The 20,895-nt window shown below is 64.2% G+C and carries 17 protein-coding genes and 1 riboswitch; of the genes, 9 read left to right on the top strand and 8 right to left on the bottom strand.

Annotated elements, in window-relative coordinates; all coding sequences use genetic code 11:
* Nucleotides 1-162: 162 nt before the first annotated feature.
* The 4 genes from NP945_RS20345 (at nucleotide 163) to NP945_RS20330 (ending at nucleotide 5,513) form a co-directional block, all read left to right on the top strand.
* Nucleotides 163-3,588 carry a helicase-related protein gene (locus NP945_RS20345; RefSeq protein WP_256747362.1) on the top strand — a complete coding sequence of 1,142 codons (3,426 nt, stop codon included), beginning with the start codon at nucleotides 163-165 and terminating at the stop codon, nucleotides 3,586-3,588.
* Between the two features lie 16 nt (nucleotides 3,589-3,604).
* On the top strand, nucleotides 3,605-3,991 hold the full coding sequence (locus NP945_RS20340; protein ID WP_127297242.1) for an RNA-binding S4 domain-containing protein: 387 nt from the start codon (nucleotides 3,605-3,607) through the stop codon (nucleotides 3,989-3,991).
* Between the two features lie 234 nt (nucleotides 3,992-4,225).
* Nucleotides 4,226-4,564, top strand: coding sequence for a ferredoxin FdxA (fdxA, locus tag NP945_RS20335; RefSeq protein WP_013529180.1), 339 nt, complete (start codon nucleotides 4,226-4,228; stop codon nucleotides 4,562-4,564).
* A gap of 367 nt (nucleotides 4,565-4,931) precedes the next feature.
* Nucleotides 4,932-5,513, top strand: a complete 582-nt coding sequence (locus NP945_RS20330; RefSeq protein ID WP_013529179.1) for a CarD family transcriptional regulator — start codon at nucleotides 4,932-4,934, stop codon at nucleotides 5,511-5,513.
* 175 nt (nucleotides 5,514-5,688) lie between these two features.
* On the opposite strand, the gene NP945_RS20325 is transcribed toward NP945_RS20330, so the two are convergent.
* A complete protein-coding gene (locus NP945_RS20325) occupies nucleotides 5,689-7,458 on the bottom strand; it encodes an ATP-binding protein (RefSeq protein ID WP_256747361.1) in 1,770 nt (589 codons plus the stop codon).
* Between the two features lie 129 nt (nucleotides 7,459-7,587).
* On the opposite strand from NP945_RS20325, the gene NP945_RS20320 reads away from it, so the two are divergent.
* Entirely contained in the window at nucleotides 7,588-8,247 is a 660-nt protein-coding gene (locus NP945_RS20320) for a response regulator transcription factor (protein WP_256747360.1), read from the top strand.
* 144 nt (nucleotides 8,248-8,391) lie between these two features.
* A complete protein-coding gene (locus tag NP945_RS20315) occupies nucleotides 8,392-9,009 on the top strand; it encodes a LysE family translocator (protein ID WP_256747359.1) in 618 nt (205 codons plus the stop codon).
* Nucleotides 9,010-9,191: 182 nt separating this feature from the next.
* Here NP945_RS20315 and NP945_RS20310 read toward each other — a convergent pair whose 3' ends face one another.
* From NP945_RS20310 to NP945_RS20300, 3 genes are all read right to left on the bottom strand, one after another.
* Nucleotides 9,192-9,962 carry an amino acid ABC transporter ATP-binding protein gene (locus NP945_RS20310; RefSeq protein ID WP_256747358.1) on the bottom strand — a complete coding sequence of 257 codons (771 nt, stop codon included), beginning with the start codon at nucleotides 9,960-9,962 and terminating at the stop codon, nucleotides 9,192-9,194.
* On the bottom strand, nucleotides 9,959-10,639 hold the full coding sequence (locus tag NP945_RS20305; protein ID WP_127267252.1) for an amino acid ABC transporter permease: 681 nt from the start codon (nucleotides 10,637-10,639) through the stop codon (nucleotides 9,959-9,961). Before NP945_RS20305 ends, NP945_RS20310 begins: the two co-directional genes overlap by 4 nt.
* Before the next feature lie 138 nt (nucleotides 10,640-10,777).
* Nucleotides 10,778-11,551, bottom strand: coding sequence for an amino acid ABC transporter substrate-binding protein (locus NP945_RS20300; protein WP_127267251.1), 774 nt, complete (start codon nucleotides 11,549-11,551; stop codon nucleotides 10,778-10,780).
* Nucleotides 11,552-11,874: 323 nt separating this feature from the next.
* Here NP945_RS20300 and NP945_RS20295 point away from each other — a divergent pair, with 323 nt between their 5' ends.
* On the top strand, nucleotides 11,875-12,738 hold the full coding sequence (locus tag NP945_RS20295) for an RNA polymerase factor sigma-32 (RefSeq protein WP_023814301.1): 864 nt from the start codon (nucleotides 11,875-11,877) through the stop codon (nucleotides 12,736-12,738).
* Between the two features lie 24 nt (nucleotides 12,739-12,762).
* On the opposite strand, the gene NP945_RS20290 is transcribed toward NP945_RS20295, so the two are convergent.
* From NP945_RS20290 to thiB, 4 genes are all read right to left on the bottom strand, one after another.
* Complete coding sequence (locus NP945_RS20290; RefSeq protein WP_127267258.1) at nucleotides 12,763-14,232, bottom strand: M48 family metalloprotease; 1,470 nt, start codon at nucleotides 14,230-14,232, stop codon at nucleotides 12,763-12,765.
* Between the two features lie 257 nt (nucleotides 14,233-14,489).
* Nucleotides 14,490-15,272 (bottom strand): thiamine ABC transporter ATP-binding protein, encoded by a 783-nt coding sequence (gene thiQ, locus NP945_RS20285; RefSeq protein ID WP_127318662.1) that lies wholly within the window; start codon nucleotides 15,270-15,272, stop codon nucleotides 14,490-14,492.
* Nucleotides 15,265-16,887 carry a thiamine/thiamine pyrophosphate ABC transporter permease gene (gene thiP / locus NP945_RS20280; RefSeq protein ID WP_256747357.1) on the bottom strand — a complete coding sequence of 541 codons (1,623 nt, stop codon included), beginning with the start codon at nucleotides 16,885-16,887 and terminating at the stop codon, nucleotides 15,265-15,267. Before thiP ends, thiQ begins: the two co-directional genes overlap by 8 nt.
* A gap of 240 nt (nucleotides 16,888-17,127) precedes the next feature.
* A complete protein-coding gene (thiB, locus tag NP945_RS20270; RefSeq protein WP_256747356.1) occupies nucleotides 17,128-18,126 on the bottom strand; it encodes a thiamine ABC transporter substrate binding subunit in 999 nt (332 codons plus the stop codon).
* A 43-nt stretch (nucleotides 18,127-18,169) separates the two neighbouring features.
* Nucleotides 18,170-18,284, bottom strand: a riboswitch (TPP riboswitch).
* 87 nt (nucleotides 18,285-18,371) lie between these two features.
* On the opposite strand from thiB, the gene NP945_RS20265 reads away from it, so the two are divergent.
* Both NP945_RS20265 and NP945_RS20260 read left to right on the top strand, forming a co-directional pair.
* Entirely contained in the window at nucleotides 18,372-19,016 is a 645-nt protein-coding gene (locus NP945_RS20265; protein WP_256747355.1) for a thiamine diphosphokinase, read from the top strand.
* A gap of 1 nt (nucleotide 19,017) precedes the next feature.
* Nucleotides 19,018-20,838 (top strand): ABC-F family ATP-binding cassette domain-containing protein, encoded by a 1,821-nt coding sequence (locus NP945_RS20260; protein WP_256747354.1) that lies wholly within the window; start codon nucleotides 19,018-19,020, stop codon nucleotides 20,836-20,838.
* The last annotated feature ends 57 nt before the right edge of the window (nucleotides 20,839-20,895 follow it).

Raw genomic sequence — 20,895 nt, 5'->3', positions numbered from 1 at the left:
GCTTGACAAAACCACCTTCTCGCCGCCGGCGGAACATTCCGCTTTCGCTTCGCGCCCGAAATCCCTATGTGTCGCCTGTCATACGCGCCATTTGAGGCACGCTCCCGACAACCAGAGGCCAGAAGCCTTATTTCCAGGTCCCAGAAGCCTTATTCTAGGTTGATGAACATCCAGCCCAAACACACAGAGCCGCTGATCCTGTCGGGCCGCGACGTGACCGCCGTGCTCGGGCCGACCAACACCGGCAAGACCCATCTCGCCATCGAGCGCATGGTGGCGCATGAGAGTGGGATCATCGGCCTGCCGCTCAGACTTCTGGCGCGCGAGGTCTACGCCCGCGTCTGCGAAAAGGTCGGCGCCCACAAGGTTGCGCTGATCACCGGCGAGGAAAAGATCCAGCCGCCGGGCGCCAGATATTCGGTCTGCACCGTCGAGGCCATGCCGCGCGAGACCGACGCCGCCTTTGTCGCCATCGACGAGGTGCAGCTCGCCGGTGACCTCGAGCGCGGCCACATCTTCACCGATCGCATCCTGCACCTGCGCGGCCGCCAGGAGACGCTGCTACTGGGTGCCGCCACCATGCACGGTATCCTGCAGCGCCTGCTGAGGGGTGTCTCGGTGGTGACGCGGCCGAGGCTGTCGCATCTTGCCTATGCCGGCTCCAAGAAGCTGACCCGCCTGCCGCGGCGCACGGCAATCGTCGCCTTCTCCGCCGACGAGGTCTACGCCATCGCCGAGTTGATCCGCCGCCAGCAGGGCGGTGCCGCCGTCGTGCTCGGCGCGCTCTCGCCGCGCACCCGCAACGCCCAGGTGGCGCTGTTCCAGTCCGGCGATGTCGACTACCTCATCGCCACCGACGCCATCGGCATGGGTCTCAATCTCGATCTCGACCACGTCGCCTTCGCCCAGAACCGCAAGTTCGATGGCTTCCAGTACCGCAACCTGACCGCGGCCGAGCTCGGCCAGATCGCCGGCCGCGCCGGCCGGCATCTGCGCGACGGCACCTTCGGTGTCACCGGCCAGGTCGACCCGCTCGACGAAGAGCTGATCAAGAAGATCGAAGGCCACGATTTCGATCCGGTGAAGGTGCTGCAGTGGCGCACCGCGCATTTCGACTTTGCCAGCCTCGACGCGCTGAAGCGCTCGATCGAGACCAACGCTCCGGTCGAGGGACTGACGCGGGCATTGCCTGCCGTCGATGCACAGGCGCTCGAGCATCTATCGCGCGACGAGGACATTCGCGCGCTCACCACCAATGCCAAGCGCGTGGCGCTGCTGTGGGAAGCCTGCGCGCTGCCCGACTACCGCAGGATCGCGCCGGCGCAGCATGCCGACCTCATTGCCTCGATCTACACGGACCTCGCACGCCACGGCCATGTCGACGAGAATTACATGGCCGAGCAGGTGCGCCGCGCCGACACCACCGAGGGCGACATTGACACGCTGTCGCATCGCATAGCCCAGATCCGCACCTGGACATTCGTGTCGAACCGGCCCGGCTGGCTGGCCGATCAGGCACACTGGCAGGAAAAGACGCGCGAAATCGAAGACAGATTGTCGGATGCGCTGCATGAGCGGTTGACGAAACGCTTCGTAGACCGCAGGACTTCCGTCCTCATGCGGCGCCTTAGAGAAAATACCATGCCTGAAGCCGAAATTAGCCCTACCGGAACCGTCCTTGTCGAAGGCCACCATGTCGGCGAGTTGCAAGGGTTCCGCTTCACCGCCGACCAGACCGTCGGCGGCGAAGACGCCAAGGCGGTGCGCACCGCTGCCCAGAAGGCGCTGGCCGCCGAGTTCGAATCGCGCGCCGAACGCTTCGGCGCCTGCGCCAATGGCGACATCGCGCTCGGCTCGGACGGCACGCTGCGCTGGATCGGCGCGCCGATCGGCACGCTTGTATCAGGCGAAGACGCGCTGAAGCCGCGGCTGGTGCTGCTGGCCGACGAACAGCTGACCGGCCCGGCGCGCGACAAGGTTGCCGCGCGTGCCGAGCGTTTCGTCAATTTCCAGATCGAGTCGCTGCTGAAGCCGCTGGTCGACTTGAAAAACGCCGACCAGATTTCCGGCATCGGCCGCGGCATCGCCTTCCAGCTGGTCGAGAATTTCGGCCTCATCAACCGCCGCGACATCGCCGAGGAGATGAAGTCGCTCGACCAGGAAGGCCGCGCCGCCCTTCGCCGGCTTGGCGTGCGCTTCGGCGCCTACCATGTCTTCGTGCCGGCGCTGATCAAGCCGGCGCCTGCCGGACTGGTGACGCTGCTGTGGGCGCTGAAGAACGACGGCAAGGACAAGCCGGGTTTTGGTGACGTGGTCCATGCGCTCGCCTCGGGTCGCACCTCGGTGGTGATCGACCCTGCTTTCGACAAGACGTTCTATAAGCTTGCCGGCTACCGCAATCTCGGCCGTCGCGCCGTGCGCATCGACATACTGGAACGGTTGGCGGATCTGATCCGTCCGGCGACCAACTGGAAGCCCGGCCTCGGCCAGCGCCCGGACGGCGCCTATGACGGCCAGTCCTTCATGGTGACGCCGCCGATGATGTCGATCCTCGGCGCCACCGCGGACGACATGGAAGAAATTCTCAAGGGTCTCGGCTATCGTGCCGAGCCCAAGCCGGCCGTCGAGGTCAAGGCGCGGCTCGAAGCGCAGGACAACGCCGCCCGCGAAGCGGCGGTGGCGAAACTGGCGACGGAAGAAGCTGCACGAGCCGAGCAGGCCAAAGCGGCGGAAGCCGCGGCAACGGATGCCGCAGCAGAGGCAGCCGTCGAAGGGTCGGAGCCGGCATCGGACGCAGTGGCCGTTTCGGAAACCGCGGCCGAAATTCCCGCCGAAATCACCTCCGACGCCGCGGCGGAACCTGCTTCGCCTGCCGTGGAAGAACAGGCGGACGCTCCGGTCGAAACCGTGCAAGACGAAGCGCCTGTTGCCGAGGCTGCTGCTGAACCGGCACCGGCTGAACCGCAGGCAGAGGCTGAAGCTGCCGAGACTGAAGCCGCAGCGGCAGAAGAAGCCGCAACGGCCGACCTGGCGGCAAATGCCGCGCCCGCAACGGACGCCGCGCCGGACGAACCTGTGGCGGTGACTGAAGCAGCTGTCGGCGAACCCGCGCCGGAAGCCGAAGCACCAAAACCCATCCTGTTGTGGCGTCAGGGCCGCTTCGAACAGCGCCCGCGCAACCGCGATGACAGCCGCAGGAACAATCGCCCGCGCAACGGACAAGCGCGCGGCCGAAGCGATGCGCCTGCGGATGCCGCCGGCGCACCGGCCGCTGCTGCACCCGGAGAACGCCCGGCCCATGAAGGACGGCGCGATGGAGCCGGCAAGCCGCGCTTCGACCGCTCGAAATTCAAGCCCAAGCCGCAGGCCGAAGGCGAACAGCGACGTGATGGCAGGCCGCAGGGCGAACGTCCCGACCGCCGCGAAGGCCGTCCCGACTGGAAGGGTGGCAGGCCGGATGGCAAAGGTGGCCCGCAAGGCGGCAAGCCGGCCTTCCAGCCGAAGCCGCGCGAGGAGCGCCCGGTGCGTTTCGATCCGGATTCGCCCTTCGCCAAGCTCGCCGCTCTCCGCGACCAGCTGAAGAAGTAGAACCCGGCTCGCTTCGATGGTTGCCGAAGGCCGCCAGCGCATCGACAAATGGCTGTTCTTCTCCCGCGCCGTGAAATCGCGCTCGCTGGCGGCGAAGTTGGTCGTCGCCGGCCGCGTCCGCATCAATCGCGACAAAGCAGCGCAGGCCTCCGACCAAGTCAAGCCAGGCGACGTCCTGACCATCACGCTCGAGCGTCGCATCTTCATCTGGAAGGTGCTCGGCGCCGGTACGCGACGCGGCCCGGCCGAGGAGGCCCGGACGCTCTACGAGGATATGTCGCCACCGCCCGCACCGAAGGGCGAAGCCCCTCCCGATGCAATTCCGGGGCTGCGCGAGGCCGGCAGCGGCCGCCCGACCAAGAAGGAACGTCGCCAGACCGACCGATTGCTCGGCGAAGATTGATGCCTGGCGTCCAAAAACACGCAGTGGTTCTGGGACAACGGCACGCCTGAGGCGAGAACTGAGCCCGGCAAACAGACGCTCTGCGGGACATGACTGACTTCCGCCGGGCCTGCAGTCTGGAATTCCATTCCGGAAACACCGGCACCGTCCGCAATGGCTACCCTTGCAAGCGGTCGACAAAGGCGTTACCTGACGGAAAAAGCCCAACAAAATGGGACGTCCCGGAGCCGACCGATGACCTATGTCGTGACCGACAATTGCATCAAATGCAAATACATGGACTGCATCGAAGTCTGTCCGGTCGACTGTTTCTACGAAGGCGAGAACATGCTCGTCATCCACCCCGACGAGTGCATCGACTGCGGCGTTTGCGAGCCGGAATGCCCGGCCGACGCAATCAAGCCGGACACCGAACCCGGCCTCGACAAATGGCTGCAGGTCAACACCGAATACGCCGAGAAATGGCCCAACATCACCGCCAAGAAGGAACCGCCGGCAGACGCCAAATCCTTCGACGGCGAGGCCGGCAAATTTGAGAAATACTTCTCGGCCGAGCCCGGCGAAGGCGATTGACAACACGGCCGCAAAGGCCGGTATTACGCTGGGTAAGAGGCACGTCACATTAACCGGCTTGACAGCCGGCGCTGACCTGTGGCCTTCGCGTATGCAGCAAAACCTTGATTCTTCCGACTTTTTGTGTTACATCAGCGAAACATGCCGGTGACACAACGTCGATTTATGGCGCAGACGCCCCAAATCACTGAAAGGTGAAAATCCCATTCGGACCAGAGCGATCTGGGCCAGGCGGTCGCGATGTTGCGGTTTGCCGGTCCGGCTTTTCCGATGGGTTCATCTGTTGTGCGGCTAACGATCGGCTTCCCCGATCGCGCGAGTTCGGACCGGCAGGACGCCGGTGCCACAACAAGGAGTTCAGGGCGTAATGGCAACGATCACCCCGCAGAAGAAGTCCACCGCTGCGCGTCACGGTTTCAAGACCGGCGAGTACATCGTCTACCCGGCGCACGGCGTCGGCCAGATCGTCTCGATCGACGAGCAGGAAGTTGCTGGACACAAGCTGGAACTGTTCGTCATCGACTTTTCGAAGGACAAGATGCGCCTGAAGGTGCCGGTCGCCAAGGCGACCTCCATCGGCATGCGCAAGCTGTCGGAGGAGGATTATGTCGAGCGCGCGCTGAAGGTCGTGCAGGGCCGCGCCCGTGTCAAGCGCACCATGTGGTCGCGCCGCGCCCAGGAATATGATGCGAAGATCAATTCGGGCGACCTGATCTCGATCTCGGAAGTCGTGCGCGACCTCTACCGCGCCGACAACCAGCCGGAGCAGTCCTATTCCGAGCGCCAGCTCTATGAGGCGGCGCTCGACCGCATGGCCCGCGAGATCGCGGCCGTCAACCGCATGTCGGAAACCGAAGCCGTGCGCTTGATCGAGGTCAACCTCAACAAGGGCCCTAAGCGGGGCGCCAAGGCCGACAATGAAGAGGCCGAGCAGGAAGAAGCTGCCTGATCCTTCTCGCCTTTTCGAGAGATCCTGCCTGAAACGATTGGAGGCTCCGGTTTGACCGGGGCCTCTTTTGCTTTTGGGCGGCAGCTTCGATGTTGATGATGCACCGCGCGCCAGCGTGCTGCATCGCGGCTTGCCGGCGCGTCGAACCGTGGTGCCGTCCAGCACGCGTTTTCGTTTAACGTGTGTCCGCACTTGTCGCCTTGCCAGCAAAGCAGACCGCAGCAATGGTTTCGCGCAATTCCTCGTCGGCGATCGGCTTGTGCAGGATGCGGCTGCCGCTGGCGCTGATCTCCTTGAGGCGCGAAGGCGAGGTATCGCCGGTGATGATGATGGTCGGGACAACGCGGCCGATATGGGCGTGAAGCGCACGGATCGCGTCGGTGCCGGTGCTGTCATTCTCGAGACGGTAGTCTGCGATGATCAGGTCGACCGGCGCATCGCCGGCAGCCAGCGCCGCCGCATGGGCCTTCCGTGCCTCTGCGGCGGAGCGGCCGGGATAGACACGATGTCCCTCCAGGCTGAGCAAGCGCACCATGGCATCGAGAACGTCGCCCTCATCCTCGACCACCATGATGCCGGCGGCACTGCTGGCCGGCGATGTCGTGTCGACCTCTAAGCGAGCCTGCACCGCGCCGGCCTTCGCGACGGTGATGGAAAACAGGGAACCGCGTCCTGGTGTCGAAGCCAATTTCAGGGGGTGCCCCAACAGTTCGGCGGTGCGACGAACGATGGCGAGCCCGAGTCCCAGGCCTTGCGTGCGGTCCCGCGCCGGGTTCTGCAACTGCACGAACTCCTCGAAGACCATCCCCTGCTGATCGGCGGGGATGCCGGGGCCGCTGTCGAGGACCTGTATCTCCACACATGCGCCGCGCCGGCGACAGCCCAGCAGGACACCACCTTGCTTGGTGTAGCGAAAGGCATTCGACACCAGGTTGTTGAGAATACGCTTCAGCATCATCGGGTCGCTGTCGACGCAGAGGCCGCTGTCGACCACGCGCCACGTAAGTCCGCGCTGTTTCGCCTCGGCGGCGAATTCATTGCGAAGATCACCAAAGAGGTCGCGCAGCGGCACCGCCTCGCTCGCGACCGTGACGATGCCCGCATCGAGCCGGGAGATATCGAGCAAAGCGTTGAGCAGCCCACTGAAGTTGCTGACAACCGATTTCGCCCGGCTGGCCAGGTCGCGCGCCTCGCCGGAGGGTACGTCGCCGCGCTGCCCCAAAACGGCAAGCGTCGAGACCAGCAGGCTCAGGGCATGGATCGGTTGGCGCAGATCGTGACTCGCCGCCGCCAGAAAACGCGTCTTGGCACGGTCGGCGGTCTGCGCCCTGTCGCGTTCCTCTTGCAGATGCTCGACCAGCGTTTCGTTCTCCAGTCGCAGGCTGACGGTTTCGCGCAGCATGCGGTAGGTGATACGGCAGTAGTAGAAATTGATCGCCACCAGCGACGCGAGCAGGAACAGGAAGGCGCCGGAAATATCGCTTTGGGTGGTCAGGCAGCGCAGGGCGACCGGCACCACCGTGGCCAGGATGGAACCAACCAGCGCCGGCGGAAAGGCCGACAGAGACGGCACGGTGCCGCAGACGAGACCAGTCAGGACGATGACCGTGAAGGACAGCACGATCGGCGCCTCGGGCATGAATCCGACCCAGCCAAGCACACCCCACAGAAGGCCTGACATGCAGGAAAATGCCGTCGCCAGCCATGCCCAGCGCAAGATCGAGTGGCGATCCCGGGCGCGGCTGAAAAAACGGCGCGACGCCAGCACCCGGATAGCCGTCAGCAGATACAGCGCCGCTAGCCAGCCGATCAGCCAATGGGTGGAAACGGCCGTTCTCAGCACATAGACCGCCGCCATCGAGATCACGATGTTGGAGATGACCACGCCGTAGGAATTGCGATACAGGAGTTCGATCAGGGCCTGGCGTATCTTGTCTTCCTGCATCGAATCCCCCCAATTGCCCCAAGTATTCTCCGGGCGGTCTTCCCCGGTACCGTTGATCTACCGGCAACCTGTTTCGCATAAGTTGGCGATTGATCCATATACGCCGCTGCAGTCCTGGATGATGCCCTGATGAATCGCCCGCTCACCGCCATACTCGCCGACGACCATGCCATCGTGCGCGAGGGGCTGAAGCTGCTCATCTCGGCGATGGACAATGTCTCGGTCGTCGCCGAGGCTGCGGATGGCGAGGCGCTGCTTGGCCAGCTGCGAAGCACGCGCGCCGACCTTTTGATCCTCGACCTCGGCATGCCAGGTGTCGCCGGGATGCAGTTCATCGCCACCATCAGGACCTTGGCGCCACACCTGCGGATCGTGGTGCTGACGGCCAATATCGAGCCGAGGACGGTGCGCGCCGCGCTCAGTGCCGGCGCCAGCGCCTACCTGACCAAGGACGGCGATCCCGAGGAACTCGGCGCCGCCATCGAAGCGGTCAAGAAGGGGGGCACCTATCTGGCGAAAACCGTTCGCTTCGCCGTCAGCGATATGGGCAGGGGCAGCGAGCCGATAGCCGCACAGGAAATCCTCTCCCCGGTGCCGCTGACGCGGCGCGAACGGCAGATCCTTCAACTGGTGGCGCAAGGCATGATCACGCGCGACATCGCCGAACGGCTGGGTATCAGCCTGCCGACCGCTCGCAAGCATCGCGAAAACCTGATGGGCAAGCTCAATCTCCACAACACCGCCGAACTGACCGCCTACGCGGTTCGTCTGGGATTGCCCGCCGGCTGATATCGCAGCCGCTCGGCAACGTCCCCTTAACCATCGGCAGATTAGCCAAGCCCGATCACGATCCAAATACGGCATCTGCCGTATGTTTTCGGCCTGACCCCCAGCCTACTCCTCCCACGGCTTGATCACATGGGAGGAGCCGTCATGCCGTCGCTGGATCTTTGGATTCCGTTCGCCCTCGCAACGCTCGCCTTCGCCTGCATGCCAGGGCCGGCGATTCTCTACATGACCGCGCAGACGCTGGCCCATGGCCGTCAGGCGGGATTGATGGCGGCACTGGGTGTTCATCTCGGCTGTTACGTGCACATCCTGGCCGCGGCGGTCGGACTCGCCGCACTGATGGAACACGCGCCGGTCGCTTTCTCGATGATCCGATTGGCGGGCGCCACATATCTCATTTCGCTGGGCCTTGCCATGTTCCTGGGATGGAACCGGATGGGCGAGGACGGTGCCAGGCCGGCCCCGAACACATTCCGCGACAGCATGGTCGTCGAGATCCTCAATCCCAAGACAGCACTGTTCTTCCTGACCTTCCTGCCGCAGTTCGTGGATCCGTCAGCCGCCATTGCCGTAGGGTTGCAATTCCTCATCCTCGGCATCGTCGTCAATCTCATCTTCTCGATGGCCGACCTGGCGGCGGTCGGCATCGCCTCGCTCGCCGTTGGCCGGTTCACTGGCGGCGGCGCCGGATGGATGATCCCCAAGACATGCGGTTCGATCCTCATCGGACTTGGCGTGGCGCTCGTCAGCCATCATATCTGAACCTGCAAACGAAAAGCCGCGGCTTCAGGGGAGAGCCGACGGTGAAATTTTAGCGGCTGCCGGCAGCAAGGGCCAGTATGCCGGAGGGCGGCTGACGGCCTGCTCGCGCACGGCAAGATATCCCGGAAACCGGCGCCCCTTTTGGGCCATCACCCGAATTCAACACACTCTGGGCCGCGCGCTTACGCGCCGCCGCCTTCCTTCTCAGCCTCCTGCTTCAGCGTTGCGATGAACCGCTTCGTCCGTTGCTGCTGCGGATTGTTGAACAGCACCGCGGCCGGCCCCTTCTCGACGACGACGCCGGCATCGAGGAACACCACTTCCTGGGCGATCTTGGAGGCGAGGCGCAGATCATGCGTCGCCATCACCATGGTCGTGCCTTCGCTGGCGAGCTTGCCAAGCACCTCGACCACCTCTTGCGCCAGTTCCGGGTCGAGCGCCGAGGTCGGCTCGTCGCAGAGCAACACTTTCGGCGACGGCGCCAACGCGCGGGCGATCGCCACGCGCTGCTGCTGGCCGCCCGACAGCGTCGCCGGCCAGGCGTCGGCCTTGTGCGCCATCCCGACCTTCTCCAGCAGAGCCAGTGCCCGCTCGCGTGCCATCTCAGGCGGCCACTTCAGCACCGTCACCAGCCCTTCCATGACGTTCTCGATCGCAGTGCGATGCGGAAACAGCTGGAAGTTCTGGAACACCATGCCAGTCTGCAGCCGCAGGCGCTGGATATCCCTGGCCGGAACCCTGCCGCCGGGGTGGAATTCGAGCGTCTCGTCGCCAATGCGCACCGTGCCCGAGGTCGGGATCTCCAGGAGGTTGATACAGCGCAGCAGGGTGCTCTTTCCCCCGCCCGACGGACCGACCAGCGCCGTGACGCTGCCTTCGGCAATGGTGACCGTCACGCCCTTCAACACGAGATTGTCGCCGAAGCGCTTTTCGATGTTGCTGAGGCCGATCATGAGCGCGCCTCCAGGAAGCCGCCATAGCGGTTGAGCCGGGTCTCCAACCGCGTCTGCAAGGCCGACAGCACCGAACTCAGCGCCAAATAGAGGATCGCCGCCTCGACATAGAGGATCAGCGGCTCATAGGTGGTGGCGACGATGCGCTGCGCCGCCTGGAACATCTCCGGCACGGTGATGGCGGCGGCCAGCGACGTGTCCTTGACCAGCGAGATGAAGGTGTTGGAGAGCGGCGGCACCGCGACCCGGCCGGCTTGCGGCAGAATGGTACGCCGCATCGCCTGGCCCCAGGTCATGCCGATCGAATAGGCGGCTTCCCACTGGCCTTTCGGCACCGAGCCTATTGCCGCGCGGATGATTTCCGACGTGTAGGCGCCGATGTTGAGCGTGAATCCGATCAACGCCGCCGTGAAGGCGTCGAGCAGGATGCCGACCGACGGCAGGCCGTAGAAGATGAGGAACAGCTGCACCAAAAGTGGCGTACCCCGGAAGATCCAGACATAGAAGCGCACAAGCGCGACCAGCGGCTTGGGGCCGAACAGCCGGGCGAGTGCAGCACCCAACCCAACGGCCAGCCCCAAGGCGAAGGACAACAGCGTCAGCGGCACGGTGAAGATCAGCGCCGCCCACAAGAGCGAAGGCAGCGACTCCAGCATCAGTTGCAGCCAGTGCGGCACGTATGACCCTCCAGATTGGTCGAAGCAGCTTGGTCAAGGCGAGAATGCGTCTGCCATATCACGACAAAAGCGGCGGGCCGTCAAAGACGGCTCGCCGCTCTATGTGTCTCATGGCCGCGGAGCGGCTCGCCTCGTAGATTACTTCGAAACATCCTGGCCGAAATAGGTGTCGGCGATCTTCTTATAGGTGCCGTCGGCCTTGATGTCGGCCAGCGCCTTGTTGATCGCGGCGACCAGTTCCGGATCGCCCTTGCGCACGATGACGCCGGAATAGTCGGCGTTTTCCTCTTGCGCGGCAATCTTCACATTGGCGTCGGGCTTGTGCTTCTTGAAGTCGAGGAACGACAGGCTGTCATTGATCGTGGCGTCGGCGCGGCCGGTCAGAAGCAGCTGGATAGACTGGTCGAAGCCATCGGTGCCGACCAGTTCAGCGCCGTTCGTTTCGGCCAGCTTGCCGAAATTCGAGGTCAACGACTGCGCCGACTTCTTGCCCTTGAGATCGGCGAAGCTCTTGATGTCGGTGTTGTCGCCGCGCACGATCAGCACCGCCTTGGAGGCGATGTAGGGATCGGAGAAGTCGTACTTGGCTTTGCGGGCATCGGTGATGCCCACCTGATTGATGACGGCGTCGTAGCGATTGGCGTCGAGGCCGGCGATCAGTCCATCCCACTTGCCTTCGAGGAACTCGGCCTGGACACCAAGCTTCTCGGCAATCGCCTTGGCAATTTCGACGTCGAAGCCGACCAGTGCACCGGACGTGTCATGGTAGGTGAACGGCGCATAGGTGCCTTCCGTGCCGATCTTTATGACACCGGCGTGCTTGATCTGGTCGAGATTGGGGCCGGCATGACCTGAAGCGACAGCCAGGGCCTGCAGCGTTCCGGCGATAATGAGCGACTTGAGCCATTTCATTTTTCTGTGATCCCGTCCTTGGCCGGCTGGCCGGCATATTTGTGAGCGCTGGAAACTGACAGATGCAAGCCGAAAAAATAAGGAACAGGATTTCAAAAACGGCGGGTTTATGAAACCATACTCTCTAAACGGCGCTTTTTCACTCGTGATCGCAGCCATCTCGGACCTCCTGAGAATCCTTCAGGCAACACAATCGCGCCGCTGCGGTCGCGGAACCTTTCCCGCGCATGGCAGTTCTGGCTGTTCTAGGGCACGACGCCGGCATTTCAACCCGGGCGGCAGCCAACTTTGCAAAGTCATTCGCACCACCCAGGGAGCGCCTCATGATGGAAGACACGGCAGGACGGATCATGGTCCGCGCGGCAATGAAGGCTCCCTACCTCGAGCGTGACGAAGAGCATCGGCTTGCATTGCTCTGGAAAGAGGACAACGACCAGAACGCGCTGCACTCAATCACCGTCGCTCATATGCGGCTGGTCATTTCCATGGCCTCCAAGTTCCGCCATTACGGCCTGCCGCTCGGCGATCTGGTCCAGGAGGGTCATGTCGGATTGCTCGAGGCCGCCGCCCGCTTCGAGCCGGAGCGCGAGGTGCGGTTCTCGACCTATGCGACATGGTGGATCCGCGCCTCGATGCAGGACTATATCCTGCGCAACTGGTCTATCGTGCGTGGCGGCACCAGCTCGGCCCAGAAGGCGCTGTTCTTCAACCTGCGACGCCTGCGCGCGCGGTTGGCGAATGGCACGGAGCCGCTCTCCAACGCCACGCTCTATCGCGAAGTGTCGGAGGCGCTTGGCGTCTCCGAAGCCGATGTGGCGATGATGGATTCGCGGCTCTCGGCGCCCGACTCCTCGCTCAACATGCCTATTGCCGACGATGCGGGTTCGACCGAGCGCATGGATTTCCTGATTTCGGACGATCCGCTGCCCGACGAGATCGTCGGCGACAAGATCGATGTCGCGCGCCGCTCGCTCTGGCTGAGGGAGGCGCTTCGCGCGCTCAACGCACGGGAGCTTAGGATCATCGAGGAACGGCGGCTGAACGACGAGGGCGCGACACTCGAAGCGCTCGGCGAAACCCTCGGCATCTCCAAGGAACGCGTCCGCCAGATCGAGGCCCGCGCCATGGAAAAGCTCAAGGTCGCATTGGTGAAGCAGAATCCGGAGTTCATGGCGACTGCCGCCTGAACGGCGGCAGGCGTCCAGCGGCGCCTACTTGTCGGTGACGATCTTGACCTTGTCGCCGGCCGAAACGGCGGCACCGGGCGACAGCGCGTTGAGGACGCGGAACAGGTCGAGCTTGCGGTCGACGCCGACCATCTGCGCCGAAAGTGAACCCATCGTCTGCCCAGGCTGGACGGTGACGACGCGGATGTGCAGCGGCTTCAGCGCCGCCTTTTCGGCAGCACTCAGTATCCGGAACGAGCCGCTTACCGAACGGGCGATCGTGTCCAGAGACGTGCTGGCGGAAGGGGCCGCGGTCAGCAGCCGGTAGACCTGGCCGCCGGCGCGGATCACCGCTATGTCGAATTGCCAGCCTTCGGCGCCGGCATGCGCGGTCGCCGCCTCATTGCCGTTGATGGTTTCCTGCTTGACGCTACTGTCGACGAGACCAGCCACCCAGCCGCTGCGGATATAGTCCGTCAGCGCCCGGTTCTTGTCGATGGAAACGCCATCGAAACGGATCGCTATGTCGCCGGGGCCGGTGGCCGTCACCGCTGCCGCCGAATTGTCGATGATGAAGCCGTCCGGCACCGTGAACGACACGCCAAGGCCCGGGTGCAGGAAGGTTTCGCCGCGCACATAGCCTTCCTCGGGCGTGTCGCCATAGAGCAGGCCGTCTATGCCGGCGAGGAAGGAATCGCGGTCGCGCGTGCCGACGCCCGGCGCGCCGAACTGGCGAGCATGGCGCTGCGCCAGATCGATGCGCTGCGGCGTGTTGGGGTGCGTGGCCAGGAAGTCCAGGCTGGCGTCGGTGGCGCCGCTGATCGAGCGGAAATCGGTATAGGCCGACATCGATTGAAGGAAGCGGCCTGCGGCGAAAGGATCGTAGCCGGCCTCGCCGATCGACTTGATGCCGATGGCGTCGGCTTCCAGCTCCTGGTTGCGCGAAAATTGCGCCAGCCTCAGCTTGCCGCGGATCAGCGCCGCCTTGGCGGTCGGGCTGTCGCCGAGCACATCGGAAACCACCTTGGTCGCCAGGCCTTCCTCTGCCTCGAGCTGTTGGCGCTGCAGGCCGTGATTGGCGGTGACGTGGCCCATCTCATGCGCGATGACAGCGGCAAGCTCGGCCGAATCATTGGCCAGCGCCAGGAGGCCGCGGGTGATGTAGAGATAGCCGCCCGGCAGCGCGAAGGCGTTGACGTTGGGCGAATTTAAAATGGTGATGCGATAGGTCTGTGTCGGGTTGGCGGACACCACCGTTAAACTACCGACCACCTTGGCGACCATGCGCTCGAGCTTGGGGTCGGAATATTCACCGCCATAAGTCGCCAGGATGCGCGGGTGCTGCGCCTTGGCCAATTCGGCGAGCTTGTTGTTGGCGCCGACATTGTCCACCGTGATCGGCTTGTCGGAAGGCTGGAATCCGGATTCCTGAACTTCCGGCGGCGTGAACATCTGGCAGCTTGCCAACGCCACGGCAAAACCGGCCAGCGCGAGAAAACGCGCCAGCGGTTTCATTCCCAATGTGTTAGCGCCGATCGCCAGAACGGCTTCCTTTCGGGTCCCGGCGCATGACCACGAAAATCGGGGGCGATCTTCGGAACGTGTCATGCGCTATCTCAAACTGCTGCAGCATCCGTTGCCCGTCCCTTAGGGCGGGCGGCGGATACTGCAGGCAAATCACGGCCTGTGCCGGACCGGTAGGGCGACCTAGCCACACTCCCCCGGTCATGGCAAGCAAACGCCACATCGCCTGGAGCCGGTTTGACCGTAAATTATGTCCGCTTCCGGGCAACATCGCGTGATGTGGAATATCCAGCACCCGCGCCGATATAGCGCCGGAACGCCTCCGGACCAGCCCCGGTAAAGAAATCATCAGCCTTGCCGGTTGCGGCCACCAACCCATTGTCGACAAACACCATGTGCTCGCCGATGCGGCGTGCATCCTCGGGCTGGTGGGTGACAAATAGCACCGTCATGGCGCGTTCGGCATGAACGGCAGCAACCAGATCCAGCATCTCGTCGCGCAAAGCGGGTCCGAGCGAAGCGAAGGGCTCGTCGAGCAGCAACACCGGTCGGTCGCGCACCAGCACGCGGGCCAGTGCGACGCGCTGGCGTTCGCCCCCGGAGAGCTCGCGCGGCAGGCGTTTCTCCTTGCCCGCGAGACCGGTGCGCGCAAGCGCCTCGGCGACCGCGGCGCGGTCCGCCTCGGTCAGCCCCAGGGAGGGCGAGCGGCCGAGCCCGACATTCTGCTCGACGGAAAGATGCGCGAAGAGATTGTTCTCCTGGAACACCATCGACACCGGCCGCGCCGAGGCCGGCTCGGCGCTGACATCGGCCCCGCCGATCAGCACGCGGCCCGATTGTGGGGTCTCGAAGCCGGCGACCAGATTGAGCAGCGTCGACTTGCCCGAACCGCTCGGACCCATGATGGCGGTGATCTTCGCCGTGGCGAACTCGACGTCGAAGACAAGTGGCACCTCACCATAACTGAACGACACCTTGTCCAGCCGCACCGGCGCGCCCTTCTCGAGCCTGCTGGCCGCCCTCTCACGCATCGCGGACCTTCTCCCTTCCCAGCCAGTGCGCCGCCACGATCAACGCGAGACAGACGAGGCCGAGCAGCAGTGCCAGGCCGGCGGCATCCTCGGTGCGGTAGCTGCCCATCCGTGCCAGAAGAAGGTAGGGCAATGTCTGCACGGAATCACTGCCGAACAGGGCAATGACACCGAGATCGCCCAGCGACAGCGCCATGGCGAAAGCGAAGGCCGTGGCGAGCGGGCGACGCAGCGACGGCGAGTCGACCAGCATCAGCCGGTTCCAGCCCGCAATGCCGAGCTGTGCGCAGAGCCGTTCGTGACGCTCGCTCGCCGCATCATAGGCGGGACGCACGGCGCGCAGGGCGAATGGCATCGCCATCACCGCGTTGACGGTGACGACCATGACCGGGGCGATGGCAAAGACATCGCCGGCATGGCGCAGCAACAGGAACCAGCCGGCGCCGACGACGATCGGCGGCACGACAAGGACAAAGCCGGCGCCTGTATCGGCAGCGTGTTCGAGCAGTGTCTTTGCGCCGGCACGGCGGTTCAGCGCCAGTGCCCGCCGCGCCATGGTCAGCGCCAGCGACAGCATCACCGAGAGCAGTGCCGACAGGAAGGCCAGCACCACGCTGGTCAGCGTTGCCTGCCGGACAGTGGCCTCACCGGCCAACCGGCCGAGATCCGCACCCAACCCGGCCATCACGGTTGCCGCCATCGGCCCAACGACGAACAGCAGCGCCAGGATGATGAGTAGCGCGTTCAACCAGGTCTCGCTCCGATGGACTGAGAGATACCGACGTTGCGCGACCGGCAAATTGGTGTCGCCGACCACATTGGCGCCCAGGCGCGTCAGGGCCAGCACAACGATAAAGGTCAGGGCAATCTGCAACAGCGTCAGTGTAACGGCCCGCGCGGGATCGAAATCAAAGCGCAGCGCCTGGTAGATGCCGACCTCCAGCGTCGTCGCGGCCGGCCCGCCGCCGAGCGTCAGCACGATCGTGAAGGATGTGATGCAGAGCATGAACACAAGCCCGGCGACGCCGGGCAGTGCGGCGCGCAGCGTTGGCCATTCGATCAGCCGGAACGCCGGCCGCGCCGCCATGCCGAGTTGGCTCGCCAACCGCCATTGGTCGGCCGGTATGGTCTGCAGCGCCTCGAGGAACAGCCGCGTCGCCAGCGGCAGGTTGAAGAAGACATGGGCGACGAGGATGCCGGACAGGCCATAGATACCCGGCCAGCTTCCGCCGCCGATCAGGGCAAGCACGCCGGCGAAATAGCCGGCACGGCCATAAAGCGCCAGAATGCCGAGCGCTGCGACAATAGCCGGCAGCGCCAACGGCACGGCGAAGATCTGCAGGATGAAGGCGCGGCCGAAGAAACGTGGATGTCGCGACAGAGCCCGCGCCACGAACAGCGCCGGGATGGCCGAAAGCAGCGTCGAGAGCGCCGCTTGCCAGAGCGTGAAGCGAATGACGCGAAGCAGATAGGGATCGAAGGCTGCCCAGGCGCCCGAGAAATCATGGGCGCCCTCGAAAAGCAGGCCGGCAAACGCGCCGCCGATCAGCAGCGCGATCGCGGCAAGCGCGACAATGCCGGCGCTGACGCGGGGATCAGAGGCTGCGCGTCGCACGCCGGACCACCAATCTCCGGATCGCGGCACTTACAAAGGATTGCGTTCCTTCGCGCCCCCCTCTGTCCTGCCGGACATCTCCCCCACAAGGGGGGAGATTGGCAATTTCGACGCCTCGCTCACTCCAGCAGCATTGGCGATTGGCGAATTCGCCGATGGCAGCCAATCTCCCCCCAAGCGGGGGAGATGTCCGGCAGGACAGAGGGGGGCGCCGTAGAGCACTCATCTTCGATAGCAAACTTATTTGCTCATCACCGCAAGCCATTCATCGACCCAGGCCTTGCGATTGGCAGCGACCTCTTGCGGGCTGAACAGCAAGGTCTTGGTCGGCTTGACCAGTTTATCAAAGGCCGGATTGAGCGGCTTGTCGGTCTTGCCGGCCGGGAACATCCAGTTGGTCTCGGGAATGGCATCCTGGAATTTAGGCCCGGTCATGAAGGCCATAAACTTGGCCGCCAGCGGATTCTTGGCTCCCGTCGTGGTGATACCCGCCACCTCGATCTGCAGATACTCGCCCTCCTCGAAGGAGGCGGCCTGGTAGCGCCCGGTGTTCTCGGCGATCATGTGATAGGCCGGCGACGTCGTGTAGGACAGCACCATCGGCGCCTCGCCCTTGGTGAACAGCCCATAGGCCTCGCTCCAGCCCGGCGTCACGGTCAGCACCTTCGGCTTGAGCTTGGCCCAGGCCTCCGGCGCCTTGTCGCCATAAACCGACTTGACCCACAGAAGCAGGCCGAGGCCCGGCGTCGAGGTGCGTGGATCCTGGATGACGATCTTGTCGTCGGCACTGCCTTCGACCAGCTCTTTCAGGCTTTTCGGCGGGTTCTTCAGCTTCTCGGTGTCGTAAACGACAGCGAAATAGCCGTAATCAAAGGGGACAAAAGTATCGTCGCTCCAGCCACCCGGCACGTTGACATCAGTTACGCCGCCATGCGGCGGGAACAAGCCTGACGCCTTGGCATCGGCGGTGAGATTGGTGTCGAGGCCAAGCACGATATCGGCCTTGGTCGATGCGCCTTCCAATCTGACGCGGTTGAGCAACGCGACGCCGTCGGCGACCGATACGAACTCGACATCGCAGCCGCATTCGGCCTCGAACTCCTTCTTCACCACGGGACCCGGGCCCCAGTCGGCGGTGAAGCTCTCATAGGTGTAGACGGTGAGCTTGTCCTTGGCCAAGGCCTGTCCGGACAAGGCCACGACCGTTGCTGAAACAAGAGCGTATACAAGCGTGCGCATCGGCGCCTCCTTCGTTCGAATTGAAAGGAATTGAGGCGTCGGACTGTCCGAAACGTCTAATCCCTCCGCCGGTACAAACCGGATCAGGTTCAGCGGGTTGGCGAGACTGCCTCTCAGCCGGTCCGCGAAGATCGCGTCCGGCACCCCGTTAGAGCGTTTCGACACATAGGCCGGGCCGATCCGCCACGCAAGTGGGAGTTTGCCGCCTTCCGTTTCCCGTGCCGGGCTGGTAAGGGCCACACGATATGAGCACATTCACCATCCTGCTTGGCGGCGATCTCATCCGCACGCCACGGCTCGACCGCCAGGCCGAAGGCTCCCGCGTCATCGCAGCCGACGCCGGCATCGGCCATGCACGGCTGCTCGGCCTTGTCCCGGAGCTGTGGGTGGGTGATTTCGATTCCGTGCCAGCCAACCTGCCTGACGATCTCGCTTCCCTGCCGCGCCGGACCTTCCCGGCGGAAAAGGACCAGACCGATGGCGAACTGGCCATTGCCGCCGCACTCGAGCGCGGCGCGACCCGCCTGGTGCTCGCAGGCGCTTTCGGCGGCAAGCGCGCCGACCACGCTTTCCTGCATCTGGCGCTTGCCCTGCGGCTGGCCGAGGCCGGGACCGATGTGCTCCTGACCAGCGGCGCCCAGGAAGGCATTCCCCTGCTGCGCGGAACGGCCGGCTTCGACTATGCCGACGGCACGCTGTTTTCGGTGCTCGGCTTTTCCGAGCTTGCCGGGTTGACCGTCACCGGCGCCAAATGGCCGCTGAACCACGTCAAGGTGGTGTTCGGCTCGTCGCTGACCATCTCCAACGAGGTCAAGGGCCACCTCGAAATCGCACTGGACCATGGCCGCGCGATGCTGCTCGCTCATCCCTATCCCTTACCTGAAAGCTGACATGGCCCCGCCTCTTCTCAACCTCGACGGGATAAAACTGACCTTCGGCGGCACGCCGCTGCTCGACGGCGCCGCCTTGACGGCTTCGGCCGGCGACAAGATCGCACTGGTCGGCCGCAACGGGTCCGGCAAGTCGACGCTGCTGAAGATCGCCGCCGGCCTGATCGAGCCGCAGGACGGTGAGGTGTTCCGCCAGCCTTCGGCAACTGTCCGCTATTTGCCGCAGATGCCCGACATGGAGGGCTTTGCCACTGTCCGCGCCTATGTCGAGGCCGGGCTTGGCCCTGCCGACGATCCCTACCGCGCCAGCTATCTGATGGAGCACCTCGGACTGTCGGGTGAGGAACGTCCGAACGATCTGTCGGGCGGCGAGGCGAGGCGTGCTGCCCTTGCCCGCGTCATGGCGCCGGAGCCAGACATCCTGCTGCTCGATGAGCCGACCAACCATCTCGACCTCTCGGTCATCGAATGGCTGGAAGAAGAACTCATCCGCACCTCCTCGGCACTGATCGTCATCTCGCACGACCGCCGCTTTCTCGAACGTGTGTCGCGCGCCACCATCTGGCTCGATCGCGGCCAGACCCGCAGGCTGGACAAGGGCTTTGGCCATTTCGAGGAATGGCGCGACCTGGTCCTGGAGGAAGAAGAGCGCGAGCAGCATAAACTCGGCCGCCAGATCGTTCGCGAAGAGCATTGGCTGCGCTACGGCGTGACAGCGCGGCGCAAGCGAAACATGCGCCGGCTCGGCGAGTTGCAGACCATGCGCCAGCGTTTTCGCGGCCATCGGGGTGCCGAAGGGTCGGCGACCATGGTGGCGAGCGACGCCGCCGAATCCGGCAAGCTGGTGATCGAGGCGAAGAGCATCGAGAAGAGCTTTGGCGATCTCACCGTGGTCAAGGGGTTTTCGACCCGCATCCAGCGCGGCGATCGCGTCGGCCTGGTCGGGCCGAACGGCGCCGGCAAGACGACGCTCTTGAAGATGCTGACCGGCGAGATGAACCCGGACGCCGGTTCGGTGCGGCTCGGCACCAATCTGGAGATCGCCACGCTCGACCAGAAGCGCGAGGCGGTCGACCCGCAGGAGACGCTGGCACAATATCTCACCGACGGGCGCGGCGAGAACCTCGTCATCAATGGCGAGCAGCGCCACGTCGTCTCCTACATGAAGGATTTCCTGTTCAAGCCGGAGCAGGCACGCACCCCGGTGCGCGAATTGTCCGGCGGCGAGCGGGCACGGCTCTTGCTGGCGCGGGTGCTGGCGCGGCCGGCAAACCTTCTGGTGCTCGACGAGCCGACCAACGATCTCGATATGGAGACGCTGGAACTGCTGCAGGAACTGGTCGCTGGCTTTGCCGGCACCGTCATCCTGGTCAGCCACGACCGCGATTTCCTCGACCGCACCGTGACCAGCCTGATTGCACCGGATGGTGACGGCCGCTGGATCGAATATGCCGGTGGCTACTCCGACATGCTGGCGCAGCGCGGCGGCACCAGGCTCGACGACCGCAAGGCGCGCGCGAAGGCCGAAAACGGCGAAGCGCCAGTGACGGCCAAGAGTGAAGCGGCCGCGCCAAAGGGGCCAGCGAAGAAACTGTCGTTCAAGCAGAAATTCGCGCTGGAATCGCTGCCCAAAAAAATCGAGGCTGTGACGGCTTCGATCTCAAGGCTGGAGAACAACATCGCCGATCCGGCCTATTACGAGCGCGACCCGGCCTCGTTCCAAAAGACGATCGCCGCCCTCGACAAGGAGCGCGCTACGCTGGCGGCGCTCGAGGAAGAATGGCTGGAGCTGGAGATGTTGCGCGAGGAAATGGAAGGGTGAAGGATTGCGTGGGGGCTTTTATGCGCCTAGATTATGCGCATAAAAGGAGGCGATCTT

This window comes from Mesorhizobium sp. LMG17149 (genome assembly GCF_024518695.1).
In the GTDB taxonomy this organism is placed as follows: Bacteria; Pseudomonadota; Alphaproteobacteria; order Rhizobiales; family Rhizobiaceae; genus Mesorhizobium.
Note: the sequence above shows the minus strand (reverse complement) of the source record. Positions and strands in the feature narration are given on the sequence as shown.

Coding starts and splice junctions, on each gene's coding strand:
- NP945_RS20345 (WP_256747362.1), top strand. CDS start 163: ATGAACATCCAGCCCAAACACACAGAGCCGCTGATCCTGTCGGGCCGC.
- NP945_RS20340 (WP_127297242.1), top strand. CDS start 3,605: ATGGTTGCCGAAGGCCGCCAGCGCATCGACAAATGGCTGTTCTTCTCC.
- fdxA (WP_013529180.1), top strand. CDS start 4,226: ATGACCTATGTCGTGACCGACAATTGCATCAAATGCAAATACATGGAC.
- NP945_RS20330 (WP_013529179.1), top strand. CDS start 4,932: ATGGCAACGATCACCCCGCAGAAGAAGTCCACCGCTGCGCGTCACGGT.
- NP945_RS20325 (WP_256747361.1), bottom strand. CDS start 7,458: ATGCAGGAAGACAAGATACGCCAGGCCCTGATCGAACTCCTGTATCGC.
- NP945_RS20320 (WP_256747360.1), top strand. CDS start 7,588: ATGAATCGCCCGCTCACCGCCATACTCGCCGACGACCATGCCATCGTG.
- NP945_RS20315 (WP_256747359.1), top strand. CDS start 8,392: ATGCCGTCGCTGGATCTTTGGATTCCGTTCGCCCTCGCAACGCTCGCC.
- NP945_RS20310 (WP_256747358.1), bottom strand. CDS start 9,962: ATGATCGGCCTCAGCAACATCGAAAAGCGCTTCGGCGACAATCTCGTG.
- NP945_RS20300 (WP_127267251.1), bottom strand. CDS start 11,551: ATGAAATGGCTCAAGTCGCTCATTATCGCCGGAACGCTGCAGGCCCTG.
- NP945_RS20295 (WP_023814301.1), top strand. CDS start 11,875: ATGATGGAAGACACGGCAGGACGGATCATGGTCCGCGCGGCAATGAAG.
- NP945_RS20290 (WP_127267258.1), bottom strand. CDS start 14,232: ATGAAACCGCTGGCGCGTTTTCTCGCGCTGGCCGGTTTTGCCGTGGCG.
- thiQ (WP_127318662.1), bottom strand. CDS start 15,272: ATGCGTGAGAGGGCGGCCAGCAGGCTCGAGAAGGGCGCGCCGGTGCGG.
- thiB (WP_256747356.1), bottom strand. CDS start 18,126: ATGCGCACGCTTGTATACGCTCTTGTTTCAGCAACGGTCGTGGCCTTG.
- NP945_RS20265 (WP_256747355.1), top strand. CDS start 18,372: ATGAGCACATTCACCATCCTGCTTGGCGGCGATCTCATCCGCACGCCA.
- NP945_RS20260 (WP_256747354.1), top strand. CDS start 19,018: ATGGCCCCGCCTCTTCTCAACCTCGACGGGATAAAACTGACCTTCGGC.